Raw genomic sequence first — 17,934 nt, forward strand, 5'->3', positions numbered from 1 at the left:
CTCAGCCCTTCAACCTTGACCCTTCGGGATCGAAGAACACCGGCGAGACGACTTCGACTTCCGTTTCGCCCCCGCGCAGCGGATCGTAAGCGCGCACGCGCTCGCCGATCCGTTGCTGACCACGCGCCAGCAGACCCAAACCGATCCAGTGACCCAGCATCGGCGAGAATGCGACCGACGTGACATAGCCTTGATCGTTGCTCAACGCCACCTTGGCGCCGAGGGAAAGGAAATGCGCGCCAGCGCACAGCCGACGGGTTCGATCGATTGGCTTCACGCCGACCAGCGTGGGCCGGTTCGGATCCACCAGGCCGGGGCGCCCCGCGAGCACGCGACCGATGAAATCTTTTTTGGTCGACATCATGCGGCCCATGCCGAGGTCCGCGGCGGTCGTCATGCCGTTGAGCTCATTGCCGGCCACGTGACCTTTTTCGATGCGCATCACGCCGAGCGCTTCTGTGCCATAGGCAACGATGTCCCATTCCTTACCGGCGTTCATGAGTGCGCGAATGACGGCCTCGCCGTAACGCGCCGGCACGGCGAGCTCGTAGGCCAGCTCGCCCGAGAAGGAAACTCGGAACAATCGAACCGGTAGGCCGCGCCAGGAAAACTCCGCGCAGGCCAGATAAGGAAACGCTTCGTTGGAAATATCGAGCGCGCCCTCCAGCAACTTCTCGAGTACGCGACGCGAGTTGGGACCGGCCACGGCGTATTGCGACCATTGCTCGGTCACCGACACGATCTGCACATCCAGGTCCGGCCAGATCACCTGCCGCGCATGCTCCAGGTGCTGCATCACCTTGCCGGCGTTCGCCGTCGTGGTCGACATGACGTAGTGACCCGGCGCGATGTGAGCGGTGGTGCCGTCGTCCATGACGAAGCCGTCTTCGCGCAACATGATCCCGTAGCGAGTCTTGCCGACCGGCAACGTCGAGAACAGATTGATATACACGCGATCCAGAAACGTGGCGGCATCCCGGCCTTGGATGTCGATCTTGCCCAGTGTCGAGACATCGCACATACCGACGCTCGATCGCACTGACTTCACTTCGCGAACGACGGTTTGCAGCCAGTCCGTCTCATCACGCTTCGCAAACCACTGCGCCCGCAGCCATTGGCCTGCCTCCACAAAGGTAGCCCCCGCGTCGGCGGCCCAGTAGTAACTGGAAGTCAGCCGAGTGGGCCTGAACTCGGCGGCGCGGTGATGCCCGACCAACGCGCCGAACGAGACCGGCGTGTACGGCGGGCGAAACACCGTCGTGCCCACTTCAGGAATCGAGCGGCCAGTGACCGATGCGAGGATGGCGAGGCCATTGATGTTGGAAGTGCGGCCTTGATCGGTGCCCATGCCCAACGTCGTGTAGCGCTTCAAGTGCTCCACGGAGCTGAACCCTTCGCGGGCCGCGAGCGCAACGTCATCACGAGTGACATCGTTTTGAAAATCGATGAAGGCCTTGCCCTTGGACGCCGCGACGTACCAGCAAGGCGTGACGCCCGTGGGCTCGTCGTCGACCTCCGGCAGCAACCAGGGCGATGTTTGAAAGCCCGTTGCCTGCACAGCTTCGGCGCCAGCCGCCGCGCCTTCCCGGAGCGCCGCGGCGAGAGAAAACGATCCACCTGCGGCGCCAGCCGCGATCGCACCTTTCAACTCGCCCGGCAGAAATAGTGACAGTCCGTCGTTCCAGCGCGGCCGACTGCCCAGGTGGGTGGATAAAGCGATGTTCGGGTTCCACCCGCCGGACATGCAAAGCACATCCGCTTTGATACGTTCGAACCCGCCGTCGTGTCTTTGAACATTCACTCCAGTCAATTCGTTGCCGCCGCGCGTGCCGATGATCTGCGCGCCAAGCAGCGTGTTGATGCCTGCTTTCTTTGCCGTCGTCAGTATCGAGGCTGGCACATGACTTCGTGTATCGACGACTGCTTGCACGGCCGCGCCAGCTTCAGCCAGGTCGAACGCGGTGCTCCAGCCGTCGTCGGAAGCAGTGAACACCACGGGCCGGCGTCCCACCAACACACCATAACGATTCAGATATGTGCGCGCGGCGGAAGCCATCATCACGCCCGGTCGATCGTTGCCACCGAAAACAATGGGCCGCTCGATCGCGCCAGTCGCGAGCACCACGCGCTTGGCGACGATCTTCCACAACCGCTGGCGCGGCTGATGCGGCTGCGGCACTCGCAAATGATCCGACACTCGCTCTACCGCGCCAAAGGTGTTGCCGTCGTAGACGCCGAACACCGTGGTCCGACGCATCACTCGCACCTCTGAAAAAGACTCCAGCTCGGCCACGGTTCGCCGCACCCATTCGACACCGCTGCCGCCGTCGATCTCGCGGCGATCGCCATTCAGACGGCCGCCCAACATGAAGTCCTCATCGCACAGGATCACGCGCGCGCCCGACCGTCCGGCCGACAATGCGGCAGCCAGTCCAGCTGCGCCACCACCGACGATCAGGACGTCACAAAAGGCATGCGCCTTCTCGTATGAATCGGGATCTTCTGCTTCGCTCGCGCGGCCCAATCCCGCTGCGCGGCGAATCAACGGCTCGTACAGCTTTTCCCAGAATGCCGCCGGCCACATGAACGTCTTGTAGTAAAAGCCGGCGACCAGGATGGGCGAAAACAACGAATTGATGGCGCCCACATCGAATGTCAGCGACGGCCAGCGATTCTGACTGCGCGCCCGCAAGCCATCGAATAATTCCGCCACCGTGGCGCGCGTGTTGGGTTCGCGCCGCGCGCCAGTGCGCAACTCGACGAGTGCATTTGGCTCGTCTGAGCCCGCGGTGAGAATGCCGCGAGGCCGGTGATATTTGAAAGATCGCCCGACCAGCTTCACGCCGTTGGCCAACAAGGCCGACGCGAGAGTATCGCCACCGTAGCCCGTGTATTTCACGCCGTCGAAGTCGAACGACAATGTCCGCTGACGGTCGATGAGACCACCGTGACTGAGCCGAGGCGATTGACTGGAGACAACTGCGCTCATGCGCTGACTGCCTCCATGCACATCTCTACGCTCGATATCTCATGCGTGCGTGTGTCGCGCGTAACACGCAACCAACTGCGACAGCCGAATCCGTGATACCACAGCTCCGTATGGCGGCCCGCTGGGTTGTCCCGCAGATACACGGCTTCGAAGAATTGCTCCGGTGCGTTCGGGTCCGGACGGCGCGAGCTCGCATCCCCGAGATAGGTGAACTCGCTCGACTCGCGCTCTCCGCAAAACGGACATTGAATACGCATCAGTGCAAATTGGGCTGCGCGCCCTGACCTTTTTCGTCGATGAGATGGCCGGTGACGAAGCGATCGAGGCGATAGTCCCGCGCCGTTTCATGCGTCTCATCGCGCGCCAGCAGATGAGCGAAGCACCAGCCCGATGCCGGCGTCGCCTTGAAGCCGCCGTAGCACCAGCCAGTGTTCAAATAAAGTCCGGGCCGCGAAGTGACATCGATGATGGGCGAGCCATCCATCGACATATCCATGACGCCGCCCCAGGAGCGCAGTACGCGCACGCGCCCCAGCGAGGGCATGATCGCCATGCCGCCTTCGCAGACATCTTCCATGACGGGCAGATTGCCGCGCTGAGCATACGAGTTGTAACCGTCGATATCGCCGCCGAAAACCAGTCCGCCCTTGTCCGACTGGCTCACGTAGAAATGACCGGCGCCGAACGTGATCACTCCGGGAATGCGAGGCTTGATGGACTCGGAAACGAACGCCTGCAGAACGTGACTTTCGATGGGCAGACGCAGGCCCGCCGCGCCGGCCAGCCTGGAGGTGTTGCCCGCGACCGCGAGGCCGACCTTCTCTGCTTTGATTTCACCCCGCGTCGTCGTCACGCCGGTGACGCGGCCTGCCTGTTGAACGAAGCCCGTCACTTCGCAGTTCTGAATGATATCGACGCCACGCTCACTCGCCGCCCGCGCGTATCCCCATACGACAGCGTCATGCCGCGCCGTGCCGCCGCGCTTTTGTAACAACCCGCCTCGAATGGGAAAGCGTCCGTTCTCGAAATCGAGAAAGGGCGCCATGCGCCGGACCGCGTTCATATCCAGCAGCTCGGCGTCGATACCGTGCATGCGCATCGCGTTGCCTCGCCGGGCGTAAGCGTCGCGCTGTGCGTCGGAATGGTAGAGATTCAGCACACCGCGCTGGCTCACCATCGCGTTGTAGTTCAGATCCTGCTCCAGCCGTTCCCACAGCTGCATGGACAACTCGTAAAACGGCAGATTGCCCGGCAACAGATAGTTGGAGCGGATGATGGTGGTGTTACGACCGGCGTTGCCCGAGCCGATCCAGCCTTTCTCGAGCACGGCGACCTTGGTGATTCCGTGCACCTTGGCCAGGTAATGCGCGGTGGCCAGTCCGTGGCCACCGCCACCCACGACGATCACGTCATAAGCGGGTTTCGGAGCTGCATCGCGCCATGCAGGGGTCCACTGGCAATGACCCTGCAGCGCCTGGCGCATCAGACTGAAGATGGAATAACGCATACAGCTCGACGACGCACCGCCCGCGATCGGTCTCATCTTAGGCGCCGGCCCCGCCGCCAATTGATCATTTGCGACATGCTCTATACAGTTAACGCCATCATGGTTTGCCCGAGCGCCGCATGCCCAGGCCCAAGGAATTGCCCGGTATCGGGCCGCCGGTGGAGTCGGTCGGCTTCCTGCTCATCCCGGGTTTCTCGCTGATCAGCTACGCCGCCGCAGTGGAGCCGTTGCGGGCCGCCAATCAGCTGGCCGGCAAAACTCTGTACCGATGGTGGAATGCCGCGCCGGCCGACAAGCCCGCGCTCGCTTCCAATGGCGCGGCGGTGCTGCCGGATTTCAAGTTCGGCGCCGAGGTCGGCTCGCTCGATTTGCTTCTCGTGTGCGCCGGCGGCAATCCGGCGACGTTCAACGATCGGCGCACCTTCGCGTGGTTGAAGAAACTCGCGAGTCGCGGTGTCACGATAGGAGGCATCTCCGGCGGGCCTGTGATCCTCGCCAAAGCCGGCCTGCTCTCCGGCCGCCGCTGCACGGTGCATTGGGAACATTTGCCGGCGCTGCACGAAGCGTATCCCGAGGTGCAGCTGACGCGTTCATTGTTTGAATTCGACGGCGACCGCGTCACCTGTTCCGGCGGCGTCGCGGGGCTCGACATGATGGCGGCGCTCATCACGCGCGATCATGGCCATGAACTAGCCGCCGCCGTCAGCGATTGGTTCCTGCACACTCACGTCCGCGAAGGCGCGCGACCGCAACGGATGGATCTGCGCTTCCGGCTCGGTGTGAGCGACTCCAAGCTGCTCAAGGCGCTCAAGGCGATGGAGGCGCATATTGAAGCGCCGCTCGATCGCGAACGGCTCGCGCATCTCGCGGGCGTGTCACTCAGGCAGCTGGAGCGCTCTTTTCATAGTGAGTTGGGTCGCGGCGTTCACGAACACTACCTGGCCGTGAGGCTCGGCCGCTCACGGCAGCTGTTGCGCGAAACGTCCTTGTCGATCCTGGAAGTGGCGTTGGCCACTGGATTCGCATCAGCGAGTCAGTTCTCTCGCGCTTTCAAGCGCAGCTTCGGTTCGACGCCCCGCGAGGCGCGTCTGCGAGACAGACGCATCATCGATCAAGATCGATGAACCAATCTTCCCAATCGGCGTCCACGTTGCCGTTGTGCTGTCGATAGAAATTTTTGGCTGCGGCGTTGTCCGGCAGCACCTGCCAGCGGATCAAGCGCGCATTCAGTGAGCGCGCGTGCTCGATCACAGCGTTCATCAGGCCGTGGCCGAAGTTGCGTCCACGAGCAGCTTCGTCGATGAACAGTTCTTTCAAGACCACGGTCGGGCGCAGATCGAACGTATAGGGAATCACGTAGATCACTGCATAACCCACCAGCGCTCCGTCGAGCTCGGCGACCCATGCAGTGAACTCCGGCGGGCGGTTCGCCGAGAAGCCGCGCTCGATCAGCGCCTCGACTGTCACGGCGAACCGGTCGTCATAGCCTTCGAAGCGCGCCAGCCCTCGCATCAGCGTCAACAGTTGCGGCGCGTCCGAAGCCAATGCAGGACGAATCATTGTTTGCCCGTCTCCAAAGTGAAGCCTTCATCCAGCCAGCCGGTGACTCCCCCGATCATCAACTTCACCGGCCGGCCGAGCCGCGCCAGTCGGATCGCGCCACGATGCGCACCGTTGCAATGGGGGCCGGCACAGTACACCACGAATATCGTCTGCGCCGGATAGTCCCGCAGCGTGCCTTCGATGATCTTCCCATGCGGCAGGCTCACAGCGCCCGGCACATGGCCCTTTTCATAGAGCGCGTGACTGCGCACGTCAAGCAGCACGAAATCCGCTTTGCCGTTGGACATAGCGTCGTGAACGTCCCAGCAATCCGTCTCGAACTCCAGCGCCGATTCGAAATGCTTCAGAGCGCGTTCGCTGGCAGCGGGAGCGACGGCGGTTACAGCGGTTGTCATGAGTGCCTCCAGGGCGCGGTTGGTGGAGCCATTGTGCGCAAACGCCCCTCACGCCCCCACTGGCGTCGACGCCATAGATCGGTAACATCGCGCCATGAACAAAAAACCTCGCTCCAGGCGTCATCTGGTCGTCGCCGTCGCCTATGACGGGCTGTGCACGTTCGAGTTCGGCTGTGTCGTCGAGCTGTTCGCATTGGACCGACCGGAACTCGGCGTCGAGTGGTACGAATTCGCGGTGTGCTCCGCCGAGCGCGGTCCGCTACGCGCCGCCGGGGGCATCGAGGTGCGGGTGCCCAACTCGCTGGCCCTGCTCGACGAGGCGGACACGATTGTGATTCCGGGTTGGCGGAATGCAGACGAGATTCCTCCACCTGCGCTGCTGAAAAAGATTCGCGCAGCGTATGAGCGGGGCGCTCGTCTTTGCACGATTTGCTCGGGCGTGTTCGTGCTCGCCGCGGCCGGAGTGCTCGAAGGCCGCACGGTCACGACGCATTGGAGGTACGCGGAACGTCTCAGCAAACGTTATCCTGGCGTGACCGTGGAACCCAACTCGCTTTACATCGATTCCGGCCAGGTGCTCACCTCGGCCGGCTCCGCTGCTGGATTGGACATGCTGCTACACCTCGTGCGAAGGGATTACGGCGCCAGGATCGCGAACCAGGTGGCGCAACGGCTGGTGATTCCGCCCCATCGTGAAGGCGGCCAGGCGCAATACCTGCCGCGCCCCATGCCTCAGGACGAGCGCAACCGGCTGTCCAAGCTGATCGACTGGGTCCGCTCGCATCCGGCGCAGGCTCACACGTTGAGAACATTGGCTCGGCGCGCCTCGATGAGCCCTCGAACGCTGCAACGACAATTTCAGGACACGGTGGGCTTCGGGCCCTACGAATGGCTCATTCGTGAGCGCGTGGCGCTGGCGAAGGATCTGCTGCAAGCGGGCCGTCATTCTCTGCCGCACGTGGCCGAAGCGGTTGGCTTCAAGTCGCAGGAAACGTTTCGACGCCACTTCCGCCGCGTCGCCGGAACCAGCCCGGCCACGTATCGCCGTCAGTTCGCGACCCGCTGATTCCTCGCCGCATGTCACGACCCAGCACGCTGCTGCTCGTACTGAGCTTCGTCGGTTTCATCGCGCTCGGCTTACCCGATGCCGTCATCGGCGTCGCGTGGCCGGCGATTCGCGATCATTTCCAACTGTCTCAGGACGCGCTGGGTCCGTTGTTCATCACCGTGACGGTCGGTTCGGTGATGGCGAGCACCGCGACCGGTGTGATCTTGCGACGGCTGAGCATCGGCGACCTGCTCGCGCTCTCGTGCGCGATCACCGCGATCAGTTTGTTCGGTTATACGATGGCGCCCTCCTGGATCGTGCTGGTGACGCTAGGTCTGCTGACCGGCTTCGGCGCGGGTTCCATCGATGCGGCGATCAATACGCACGCGGCCACGCGCTATTCAGCGCGTCTGGTGAATGTGCTCCATGCGTTCTATGGAGTTGGCGCAGCGGCCGGGCCCGCTTTGATGACGGCCGTGCTCACGACGGGTCGCGACTGGCAGCTCGGCTATCGAATCATCGTGGGCGTCGAGATCGTGCTGGCCGTCGCCTTCGTGTTGTCGCGCAGGTATTGGCCACCGCCGGTGCCCGCACATGAGGAGCATCATCGCCCCGCGCGCTTGTTGGAAACATTGCGGCTCGGCAAGGTGCAGCTGTCGCTGCTGGTGTTCTTGTTCTATACGGGATGCGAAGCGGCCACCGGCGCGTGGGTTTTCTCGCTGTTGTACGAGGCTCGGGACATCGCCACCGCTTCTGCGGGAACCGCCGTCACGCTGTACTGGGGCGGCCTGTTCGCCAGTCGCCTCGGTTATGCATTCCTGCCAGCGGATATCAGTCCGGATGCCATCATCAAGCTCTGCATCGTCACCGCGCTGGTCGGCATGCTGGCGCTCGCATCGAACATCCACCCGATCGTCGATACGGCGGCCATCGCATTGGTGGGCTTCGCGTCCGGTCCCATCTTCCCGTCGCTGATCGCAACGACGCCGGCGCGCGTCGGTCCTCAACACACCGCCAATGCCGTGGGCTTTCAGATCTCAATCGCGGCGGTCGGACTCGCCGCCTTGCCGGCGCTGTGCGGACTGATCGCGCAGAACTGGGGCTTGGAGCGGATCCCCGTCGTGCTCACGGTCTGCTGGTCCGTGTTGTTACTATTGGGCTTCCGATTGGTGACCGATGCGAAGAGTGGAGCGAGAGCATGATCAAGCACATCGTCCTGTGGCGGCTCAAGAACAAGGCCGATGCTGCCCGGGTCAAGCAGGAGCTGGAGAGCATGCGCGGCAAGATTCCCGGCCTGTTGAGCCTGGAAGTCGGTCTCAACTTCGCCGAAGGCTCGCCCGTGGACCTGGGTCTGTATAGCGAGTTCAAGGACCGCGCGGCTTTGAATGAGTACGCCGATCATCCGGTGCACGTGCCCGTGAAGCAGTTCGTCGGCGCGCGCGTGTCCGATCGATGGGTGCTCGACTACGAAGTCTGAGCGCAAAAAAGAAAGCCAGCCGATTACTCGGCTGGCTTGGGTCTGGCTCAAAAAAGACTGACTCGCCATCGAGATGGGGCCGTCGCTTGTGCCTTTGCCAGCGGCCCCATCAGGACGGCGAGCTTCAACCCCTCAGCGGTTACGGTCCCGGTCTCCCGGCTGACGGATGTCCTGCTTCTCTTCCGTGCGGCTGCCGCCACCTTGCTGCGGCGAACGCATCTGACCTTGGCCGGATTGCTGGCCGGGCTGATGACGCTGCCCGCTCTGCTGGCTTTGCTGGCCGGAGCGCGAGCCGCCGCCCTGCTGATCCTGGCGAACCTGCTGATCCTGACGCGATGGGTTCTGGCCCTGCTGCCGGCCACCCGGTGAGTTCTGTTGCTGCTGATTACGGTTGGCGTCGTCGCCCAATTGCTGATTGCGTTCCTTGTCCTGCGGATTATTACGCTCGTTCGGCATGTGTTGTCTCCTCGAGTGGCGCCGTTGACTGATCTATGAGGTCCTTCGCGAGAATCACGAGAGGAAATCTCCCTCATCGATGCCGCGCCTCACATCGCGGAGTTAAACGCCGCGACGCGGCGCGGAGTTGCATGCGTTTCTGCCGAATTACGTGAGAAGCAGTGCAAGTAAACGTAGGTTATAAACCGTAGTGCGATGCCCGGCGCCGGTGCTGACTATCCACGATTGAGATAGGAGTTGTTACGACTGCAACTCGAGCTCGGCGTCGGCGACCGCGCGAAACTTCTTCCGAAAGGCTTTGTTGTCGCCATCCAGAGAGATGATCAGGGTCTCGCCGGGATAAGCGACCTCCTGACTCAGCCGATGCGTGATCGCCTGGAGAGCGCCGCTGGATTCGAACTTCCACCAACGCGCGCGTCGCTCGAACGCCAGGATATAGAGCGGATGCTCCTGATAATGGATCGTTTGCTTGCGAGCGAGATAGACCCGCCGCAACTCGCCGAATGGTTGTAACTGACGAACCAGCGCCTCGACCTGCTGCGCGTCCAGACCATGCGGCGAGAGCTTGTCGGTGACGCGAAGCTCGCCACGTTCCTTGCGAGCCGCGTGATCTCGCTCGCCTGCGTTACGCAGATGATCGATGTGCTGGCGCGCTTCCTCGTTGCGCCCGTGCCGCTGCAAATATTCGACGATGAGCATGCACGCCGACTGCTCGGCGCCTGTATCCAGTCGCATCGCCGTTCTCAGCAGCTCGATACCGGACTCGTCGTCGTTCGCCAGCCGTATGCGCCCGAGGGCGAACTGAGTGGGCGCATGATCGGGCGCGCGCTTCGCCAATGTTTCCAATTGCTCGCGCGCCGAAGCCTCGTCGCCCAGCTCTTCCGTAAGCTCGGCGCGGCTGAATGCATCGTCGACGGATAGCTCGCTCTCCGCGCTTGCCAGCGCTGCAAGCTTGGTGCGCGACGCATTGGCGTATTGATGCCGTCCCTGCCACCAAGCCGTCACGCTCTGCCGCCATTGCGTGTCGAATTCGAAAGCGAGCGCCTCGGCCAGCGGCCCCAACAATGCATCGGCCGCGCTCGTCTTGATCGGCGCCGGCAGTTTCGGCTGAGCCTGCAGCGCGCGCAATCGATCGCTCAACGACGGATGCGTATCGTCACATCCGGTGCGGCGCTTCAATGCTGTTTCCAATGTGACTTTTGCGCGTTCGTCGAGACGATGCTCCGCGAATGCGGTACGCAGCATGGCGAACGGACGCGCATCGGGTTCGGCCTTGGTGTCCGCCTCCTGGAGGATGCGTCGCCAGTAGTGACGATTCAGGAAGCTGCCCTGCAAATGGACGCGAATCAGCGCGTCCGCTGCCGTCTTCTCGCCGGATACCGCGGCGGCCATCCGATCGGCTTCGTATTCCTGCCGCCGCGCCTGCACGAAGGACAGCGCGGCGAACGCGGGCGCGTACCATTTGAAGAACGGCACGAACAGCACCTTGCCCCAATGATCGTCCTGCTCCAACGCCTGGGTCAGTCGCGCCCAGCCCGTGCGCAGCCGATAGATCCACGCGCCGAACTTACCGTGCGCGCCGGACAGATGACCGAACTCGTGAGCCAGCACGGAGCGGAATTCATGCAGATCGAGCGCCTGCATGAGCGGCAATCCAACGATCAGATAATTGCGCGGCCAACCGAAGATGCCGAGCCGCGGATGCTGAACGACGGCTGCGTTGAAATCGTCGGTGATGAGGACTTTGTGAGCGAACGGAGCGCCGGCCTGCTTGCGCACCTCCTCGATACACGCAAACAACTCTGGCGCCACTTCCCGCCGCAACTCCATGCCTGACGGCGGTTCCAGCCTCACCGCCATTGCCCGCACGACGGCCCAGATCAGCGGCACGAGCACGATGCCCAGCTTGACCGCGATGACTGCGCCGGAGCGCCGTGTGAGCATCAGGATCAGCAACGCGAGCACTGCGAGCAGCAGGACGAGCATGCCGGCGATGTAGCCATAGCCGAGTAGCGCCATGGCGCCGAGCTTGGCGCGGTACCACTCCGGCCGCTGCTCGGATTCTTGTTCCAGCCGTTCGACCAGCGCTTCGAATTGTTCCTGGTTCACACGCCGCTACCCTTCCCGTGTGAACAGAACATAGCGTGAACGCGTAGTGCGAACAGCGACGGCTTTCATAGAAAGGGCGCGCGCACGACATATTTCCGAGCGCGGATTGCCCGATTGCCAGATTCCGTAAAACGCCGCGCCCGCCGTTCAGGCGCGGCTCGAATGTCTCAGTGGCGGTGACCGCTCCAGGCGGGACTCCAGTCGACGCCGTGGTGATCGCCGAGCTCCCAATAGAACCGCGTGCGCGGCCGGTTGTAATTGCCGATCTCGTTCATGCTCTCGGCGTCGTACAGCCGGCCGTTCACCATGGTGTAGCGGACGCTGTTGGTGTTGCGAATGTCGGCGAGCGGATCGCGATCCAGCACGATCAGATCGGCGAGCTTGCCCGGCTCGATGGAGCCGAGCTGATGATCCAATCCGTACGTATGCGCGCCGTTGATGGTCGCCGCGCGCAGTATCCGCATCGGCGACATGCCGCCTTCGGCGAGCAACTGCATTTCCCAGTGAATGGCGATGCCGGACGCCTGGCCGTGCGAACCGACGTTGATGGTGACGCCCGCATCGTCGAGCCGCTTGATCGAGCGGCCCACCGAACGGAAACCAATGTCGTACAACTCATCCGCGTAGTGGATTGATTGCATGCCACGCACGTATAGCGGTGCGTCGCCCGCTCCCTTGATGGGGTTGTACGCGTTATTGACGCCCGGGATATACGTGCGGACCTTGCTCTCCTTCCACGGCTCCTGGTTTTGATAGATGTAGTTCTCGCCGAACAACTCGCCGAACGTGACTATGAGCGTCGGCGTGCTCGACATGGCCGAGTTCTTGAAGAGCTGCAGCAGGTCGTCGTAATACGTCGCCACCGGCAGGTTGTGCTCGAGGTTGGTGTGCCCGTCGAGGATCATGCTGACGTTGTCGTAGAAATGTCCGGCGCCCTCGGCATCGACCATCAGGCCGCCTTCGGCCGCAGCCTGCAATAGCCACTGCTTCTGCTCGCGCGTGGTCAGCTTGTAGCTCTTCAGGATGTTGCCGCCGATCGCTTTCTTTCGGCGCACGATGTTGCGTGCATCCTCCAGGCTGGCGATAGGGTCGTACACGCGATCCGGCTTGCCGGAGCGGCCGTAGATCACATACCCCGTGCTCAACCAGCGCGGCCCCACCAGCTCGCCTGCGAGAGTCATCTCGGTGGCTTCGTAGCTCGTCAGCTCGCTCGAGTACGGATCGAAGTTGGTCGTTACGCCATAAGCCAACGCGGCGTAGTGCGTCGGGCGCTTCACTGGCGTAACGCCCGTCATGTAGCAACAGTCGATGTGACCGTGCGCGTCGAACATTCCTGGCATGAGCGTCTTGCCGCCGAGATCGATCACCTTCGCGCCGCGAGGCACGGCGACGCTGTCCATCGGACCGACGGCTTTGATTCGATTGCGCTCGACGATCACGGCGCCGCGCTCGATGACGGTCTCATCGGTCATCGGGATGATGCGAGCGTTGACGAATGCGATCGTGCCTTCAGGAACATCCGTCTCCGCCGTCAACGTCAGCGCACGCTGGGGCTTTTCGACCACTCCTTTATCGCGCGGCGCTGTCACGAACAGATCGCGGCCCAGCGTCCAAAGCAGCTTGGAGGAGTCGGGCGTCCACGCCATCTCGAAACCACCCGCGGTGGTCAGGCGTCGAGCGGTGTTGTTTGCTACGGCGGTGACGAGGAGCGGCTCGCCGCTCTCTTTGTACGGCATGACATAGAGCTGATTGAACTCTTTGAATGCCAGCCATTGCCCATCGGGGCTCAGCGTGAAGTCGCCCGTGTCCGCCGTCTCGGCATAGGCGTGATCGCGAGCATCCTTGCCATCGACGCCGATACTGCGTAACTGCACGACTTTGCGACCGGCGTAGTCCGGCGAACCGAAGAAATAAATTCGCTGGTCGTCGGGTGAGAACTGTGCGAGCCCAGTTCCCTCGGTTAGAAACCTCTCTTCGCTACCATCGGCGTTCACGATGTAGATGCCGACACGGTCGGCCGCGCCGCCCATCGCGCCATCGGGCTCCATGATGCGATAAGCAATGCGCTTACCATCACGCGAGAACAGCGGCTGGCGAATGACGCCGCGGCTGGTCGCGACGGTTCTCTCCTTGGCGCCGCTGGCAGCACGCACCTTGAGAGACGAGCCCTTCTCGTCATCCCACTCGATGAACGCAAGCTGTCTGCCATCGGGCGACCAGGCGGGATCGTTCTCCGATTGCGCGGACCGAGTCAGTCGCTGTGGCGCACGTTGGCCGGCCAGATCCTGCCGCCACAACTTCCCGAGCGCACGAAACACCAACTCGCCGCCGGGCGACACGGTGAGCTGCCTGAAAATGCGAACGTCGACCTCGCTCGGAGCGGCATCGAGCTTGGTGCGCAACGCCTTGTGAATGCGATGGCTCGCGGGCGCCTGAAATGGAATCTGCGTCGCGCTGCCGGACTGCGTGTCGATCTTGAGCAATTGGCCTTTGCCCCAGATGGCGATGTGCCGATTGTCTGGAAACCAGCCGAACGCGGGATAGTAATGTTCCTGCGGGATATAGTCGGCTTGCAGATCGCGATCCAGCTCTTGATAGATCGGATGCTGAGTGCCCGCGGCGACGTCGTAACGGAACAGCACCGTCTTCGCGCCGACGCGACGAATGAAGGCCACGCTCTTACCATCCGGCGATACTTCCGGCGTGGTCGCGCTGCCGAACCCGCCGATGAGATCGACGCTCTCGCCCGTCTGCAGATCGTGACGACGAATCACGAAATTGCTCAAGCCCGTGTTCAAGTACACGTAATGATCGCCAACGTCCGTGCGCTGGGTGTAGTACGCGTAGCGACCATCGGGCGACAGACGCGGCTCCTGCACATCCTTGCCGCTCTCTGGCTTCGGCACCACGACCTGTTCCGGCGCGCCATCCAGGAAAAAGCGGCGCAGCTCCGACATCTTCATCTCATAGGTGCTGGCGTTGGTCTTGGTGGCCACGATGGAGCGACCGTCGTGCGCCCACGCCGGACCGGTGATCATCGCCAATGTTTCCTTGCTGAGCTGGCGCGCGTTCGAGCCGTCGAGCGCCGAGATCCAGATGTTGTCGGCGCCGGTCTGGTCGCTGAGATACACCAGCGATTTGCCGTCCGGGCTGAACTGTGGACTGCGCTGCGTGGCGGGGCCGGAGTGAATCGCGGTGGCAGGGCCGCCCGCCGCGGGCATCACATAAATGTCGTTGAGCAGATCGAACGCGATGGTCTTGCCGTCGGGACTCACGTCCAGGCTCATCCACGTGCCTTCGGTCGCGGTGAAGGTGATATCCCGATAGGCGGCCGAATTATCCGCCGCCGAGGCTGACTGAGCGGTGAGGACCGCACCCAACACCGCCCAGACCACGGGCGTGGGTCGCCCGTTGCATCGTCCACTCATCGATGATCCCCACTGTTGTAGTAGCGGGCGATCTTATCCAACCCGGTTTCGGCCGGGCCGGCGCGTTCTCGGAGCGGCTCGGTGACCGACGGTCACCAGCCGCCCCGAGCCCGGGATCCGGTCGTCGCCGTCAAGTCGTCGAAGACTGGGGCTTGCGGAACTTGAGCGTCATGCGATCCGATTCGCCGATCGCGTCGTACTTGCTGCGATCGAAGTTCGGATCGTGCGCATCCGCGCCTTCGCTATAGGGCCGGGTGCGCTTGGTGGGCGGCAGCGTCCAGACACCGAACGGGTGATCCTTGGTGTCCTTGGGATTCGCATTGATCTCCGAGCGCTCCACCAGCTCGAAGCCGGCCTTCTGCGCCTGCTCGATCACGTAGGCCTCGGTGACATAACCGCTCGCGGCTTTCGGATCCTGCTCGCCCGGATTGGCGCGATGCTGCTCGATGGCGAGAATGCCGCCCGGCTTGAGCGCACCGTACAAGTCCTTCAGGACTTTGTCGGTGAGGCCATTGCCCATCCAACCATGGAACGAGCGTGCGCTCAGCGCGAAGTCGAACGTGTTCTCCGGCAGCGGAGCCGACTTGGGACCGAAGTTCACGAACTGCACCGTGCCATACACATCGGGCTTCGCCGCGAAGCGAGCTTCGAAATCCTTGCGTCCCTGACGCGCGGCCTCGGACAGCTCCGGATTGTTCAGATCGGCCGCGGTCGCGTAGTACTGACCGCCGGTCGCTTTTGCATACGGCGCGAGGATGTCGCTCCACCAGCCGCCGCCCGGCTGCACTTCGAGAATCGTCATTCCCGGCGCGAGCCCCCAGAACTCCAGCGCTTCCTTCGGATGACGGTATACATCACGGCTCTTGTCGTCCGCGCTGCGCCACTCGCCTTCGACGCTGGCGACCAACGGATCCGCGGCCGCGGGCTGAGTCGTCTCGGCAACGGGCGGCGTCTGCGTCGCCGGCTCTTGCTTCGAGCAAGCTGACAGCGCGGTAAGCATCGCCAGCGCAGAGATCTGCACCGCGCGACGCGAGGACCAAAGCAATGAATGCCTCATTTGTTTTCTCCTGCATTAGAGGACACGGAACTATGACACACGGCTTCGAGGTTCACACCGTTGATGTCGATGACGAACGCGCCGTAGTAGTTGGGATGATAGTGAGCGCGAATGCCGGGCGGTCCATTGTCACGCGCGCCTGCGGCGATGGCTGCTTTATAAAACGCATCCACCTCGGCGCGAGTCTTCGCGGTGAAACATAAGTGCATGCCTTGCGGCGCGACGCCTTGCCCGATCCAGAAGAAGGGCTTGTTGTCGGCACCGAAACCCGTGAAATCGCTCGGCCGCCCGCTGCGCTCCTTGGGCACGTTCATGACCACGCCAATGCCCAGCGGCGCCAGCGCCTTGAGATAAAAATCCTTGGAAGCCGTGTAATCCGGCACGGAAATGCCAAGATGGTCGATCATTGGCTGCTTGCCCCCTGTAAACCCTGGGCGCGAAGCATGGCATCGGCCCGCTGGCCGGTTCAATCCGGTCTAATCGATCGGCAGCGCGGCCGCAGCGTCCGTGCTTGCGGCAATGAGGAGCTGACGGATCAGCGCTCCGCTGGCGCAGTCAGATGCTGCTCCGGTTCGGCTGATGTGACTTTGCAGCCCCACAGCGCATAGAACAGCACATACAGCTCGCACACCGCCGTGAGCAGGAACGACGCCTGCAAGCCGAACATATCGGCCAAGCGCCCCTGCACGACTACGAGCGCGCCACCGGCGATCGCCATGATCAGCAAGCCCGAGCCTTCTTCGGTCAGCGGCCCCAGGCCGCGAATGCCGAGCGTGAAAATGGTCGGAAACATGATCGAGTGGAACAGGCCCACCGAGATCAAACTCCACATCGCCAGCTTGCCGCTCGCGAGCACCGTGATCATCATCACCACGAATGCGCCGACGCTGGCCCAGGCCAGCACGTTCTCGGCCGCGAACGAGCGCATGAGCTGGCTGCCGACGAAGCGGCCCACCATCATGCCGCCCCAGAGCAGGAACAGATAGTTCGACGCCTGCGCATGCGACATGTTGCCGATGTCGGGCGAGGACACGAAGTTGATGAACAGATTGCTGACGCCGATCTCGGCGATCAGATAAATAAAGATCGCGGGAATTCCCAGCAGCAGATTGCGATGCTTCCACAACGAATGATTCTTGCGCTCCTCCGCGTCGAGTCGGCGCGTGGCGGCATCGAGGTCCGGCAGTTTGTAACGGGCGATGACGATCGCCAGCACCACCAGGACCATGGCGACGATGAAATAAGGCAGCTGCACCGATTGCGCATCGGCTAGGCGCTGCTCCATCGTCAACGCGGCCGCGCCACCTTCTACGTTACCGGAAGCGCTGCGGCTCAGAATCAAATATCCGCCGAACAGTGGCGCGAGCGTCGTGCCCATGGAGTTGAACGCCTGCACGAGGTTCAGTCGCGACGACGCACTTTGCGGCGGACCGATGACGGCGACGTAAGGATTCGCCGCCACCTGCAGCAGAGTGATGCCGGCGGCGATGATGAAGAGCGCCGTGAGCACCACGCCATAAGAAGGAATGCGCGCGGCGGGAATCATGAGCAGCGCGCCGACCGCCATGATCAGCAGGCCCACCACCATCGAGTACTTGTACCCGATGCGTTCGATGAGCTTGGCCGCCGGAATGGACGCCACGAAGTACGCGATGAACCACACCGATTCGATCCAGGTGGTCTGCGTGTAAGTCAGATCGAACACGGAGCGCAGATGAGGCAGCAACGTGTTGTTGATGACGGTGATGAAGCCCCACATGAAGAACAGGCTGGCGAGCAGCGTGAGCGCGGACTTCTGGGTTTCGGTGATGCCGGTCACGTGGCTGGCCGGAAGAGAGGACACGGGTGACGCCATCTACTGCTCCGAGGGAGGCACAATTGTCTGAGTATAGCCCAGGTCACCGG

At 62.7% G+C, this 17,934-nt stretch carries 15 protein-coding genes; 4 read left to right on the forward strand and 11 right to left on the reverse strand.

Going from position 1 to position 17,934, the window contains the following annotated elements:
* Position 1: 1 nt before the first annotated feature.
* The 3 genes from VGD45_RS03165 to VGD45_RS03175 are packed head-to-tail and all read right to left on the reverse strand — an operon-like array spanning position 2 to position 4,496.
* Positions 2–2,989: a sarcosine oxidase subunit alpha family protein gene (locus tag VGD45_RS03165; RefSeq protein WP_331153817.1), complete on the reverse strand. Its 2,988-nt coding sequence runs from the start codon at positions 2,987–2,989 to the stop codon at positions 2–4.
* Positions 2,986–3,246: a sarcosine oxidase subunit delta gene (locus VGD45_RS03170; RefSeq protein WP_331153818.1), complete on the reverse strand. Its 261-nt coding sequence runs from the start codon at positions 3,244–3,246 to the stop codon at positions 2,986–2,988. Before VGD45_RS03170 ends, VGD45_RS03165 begins: the two co-directional genes overlap by 4 nt.
* Positions 3,246–4,496, reverse strand: coding sequence for a sarcosine oxidase subunit beta family protein (locus VGD45_RS03175; protein ID WP_349263202.1), 1,251 nt, complete (start codon positions 4,494–4,496; stop codon positions 3,246–3,248). The genes VGD45_RS03170 and VGD45_RS03175 overlap by 1 nt, the downstream gene beginning before the upstream one ends.
* 119 nt (positions 4,497–4,615) lie before the next feature.
* Here VGD45_RS03175 and VGD45_RS03180 point away from each other — a divergent pair, with 119 nt between their 5' ends.
* A complete protein-coding gene (locus tag VGD45_RS03180) occupies positions 4,616–5,620 on the forward strand; it encodes a GlxA family transcriptional regulator (protein WP_331153820.1) in 1,005 nt (334 codons plus the stop codon).
* Here VGD45_RS03180 and VGD45_RS03185 read toward each other — a convergent pair.
* Together VGD45_RS03185 and VGD45_RS03190 are read right to left on the reverse strand one after the other, a co-directional pair.
* Positions 5,601–6,056, reverse strand: a complete 456-nt coding sequence (locus VGD45_RS03185) for a GNAT family N-acetyltransferase (protein WP_331153821.1) — start codon at positions 6,054–6,056, stop codon at positions 5,601–5,603. The genes VGD45_RS03180 and VGD45_RS03185 overlap by 20 nt on opposite strands.
* On the reverse strand, positions 6,053–6,454 hold the full coding sequence (locus VGD45_RS03190) for a rhodanese-like domain-containing protein (protein ID WP_331153822.1): 402 nt from the start codon (positions 6,452–6,454) through the stop codon (positions 6,053–6,055). Before VGD45_RS03190 ends, VGD45_RS03185 begins: the two co-directional genes overlap by 4 nt.
* 94 nt (positions 6,455–6,548) lie before the next feature.
* Between VGD45_RS03190 and ftrA the strand changes: the two genes are divergently transcribed.
* From ftrA to VGD45_RS03205, 3 genes are read left to right on the forward strand one after another with little or no spacing between them, the layout of a single operon-like run.
* The gene (ftrA, locus tag VGD45_RS03195; protein ID WP_331153823.1) at positions 6,549–7,520 is read left to right on the forward strand and encodes a transcriptional regulator FtrA; all 972 of its coding nucleotides are present in this window, start codon (positions 6,549–6,551) and stop codon (positions 7,518–7,520) included.
* An 11-nt stretch (positions 7,521–7,531) separates the two neighbouring features.
* Complete coding sequence (locus VGD45_RS03200; protein ID WP_331153824.1) at positions 7,532–8,704, forward strand: MFS transporter; 1,173 nt, start codon at positions 7,532–7,534, stop codon at positions 8,702–8,704.
* The gene (locus VGD45_RS03205; protein ID WP_331153825.1) at positions 8,701–8,979 is read left to right on the forward strand and encodes a Dabb family protein; all 279 of its coding nucleotides are present in this window, start codon (positions 8,701–8,703) and stop codon (positions 8,977–8,979) included. Before VGD45_RS03200 ends, VGD45_RS03205 begins: the two co-directional genes overlap by 4 nt.
* Positions 8,980–9,111: 132 nt before the next feature.
* Here the strand turns inward: VGD45_RS03205 and VGD45_RS03210 are convergent, their stop codons facing one another.
* From VGD45_RS03210 to VGD45_RS03235, 6 genes are all read right to left on the reverse strand, one after another.
* A complete protein-coding gene (locus VGD45_RS03210) occupies positions 9,112–9,435 on the reverse strand; it encodes a hypothetical protein (protein WP_331153826.1) in 324 nt (107 codons plus the stop codon).
* Between the two features lie 240 nt (positions 9,436–9,675).
* Positions 9,676–11,544 carry a M48 family metalloprotease gene (locus VGD45_RS03215; protein WP_331153827.1) on the reverse strand — a complete coding sequence of 623 codons (1,869 nt, stop codon included), beginning with the start codon at positions 11,542–11,544 and terminating at the stop codon, positions 9,676–9,678.
* A gap of 167 nt (positions 11,545–11,711) precedes the next feature.
* Positions 11,712–14,972 (reverse strand): amidohydrolase family protein, encoded by a 3,261-nt coding sequence (locus VGD45_RS03220; protein ID WP_331153828.1) that lies wholly within the window; start codon positions 14,970–14,972, stop codon positions 11,712–11,714.
* Between the two features lie 130 nt (positions 14,973–15,102).
* Complete coding sequence (locus VGD45_RS03225) at positions 15,103–16,029, reverse strand: class I SAM-dependent methyltransferase (protein ID WP_331153829.1); 927 nt, start codon at positions 16,027–16,029, stop codon at positions 15,103–15,105.
* Positions 16,026–16,436 carry a VOC family protein gene (locus VGD45_RS03230; protein ID WP_331153830.1) on the reverse strand — a complete coding sequence of 137 codons (411 nt, stop codon included), beginning with the start codon at positions 16,434–16,436 and terminating at the stop codon, positions 16,026–16,028. Before VGD45_RS03230 ends, VGD45_RS03225 begins: the two co-directional genes overlap by 4 nt.
* A 128-nt stretch (positions 16,437–16,564) precedes the next feature.
* Positions 16,565–17,884 (reverse strand): sugar MFS transporter, encoded by a 1,320-nt coding sequence (locus tag VGD45_RS03235; protein WP_331153831.1) that lies wholly within the window; start codon positions 17,882–17,884, stop codon positions 16,565–16,567.
* Between the last annotated feature and the right edge of the window lie 50 nt (positions 17,885–17,934).

It is taken from the genome of Steroidobacter sp. (assembly GCF_036402275.1).
Taxonomy (GTDB): Bacteria; Pseudomonadota; Gammaproteobacteria; order Steroidobacterales; family Steroidobacteraceae; genus Steroidobacter.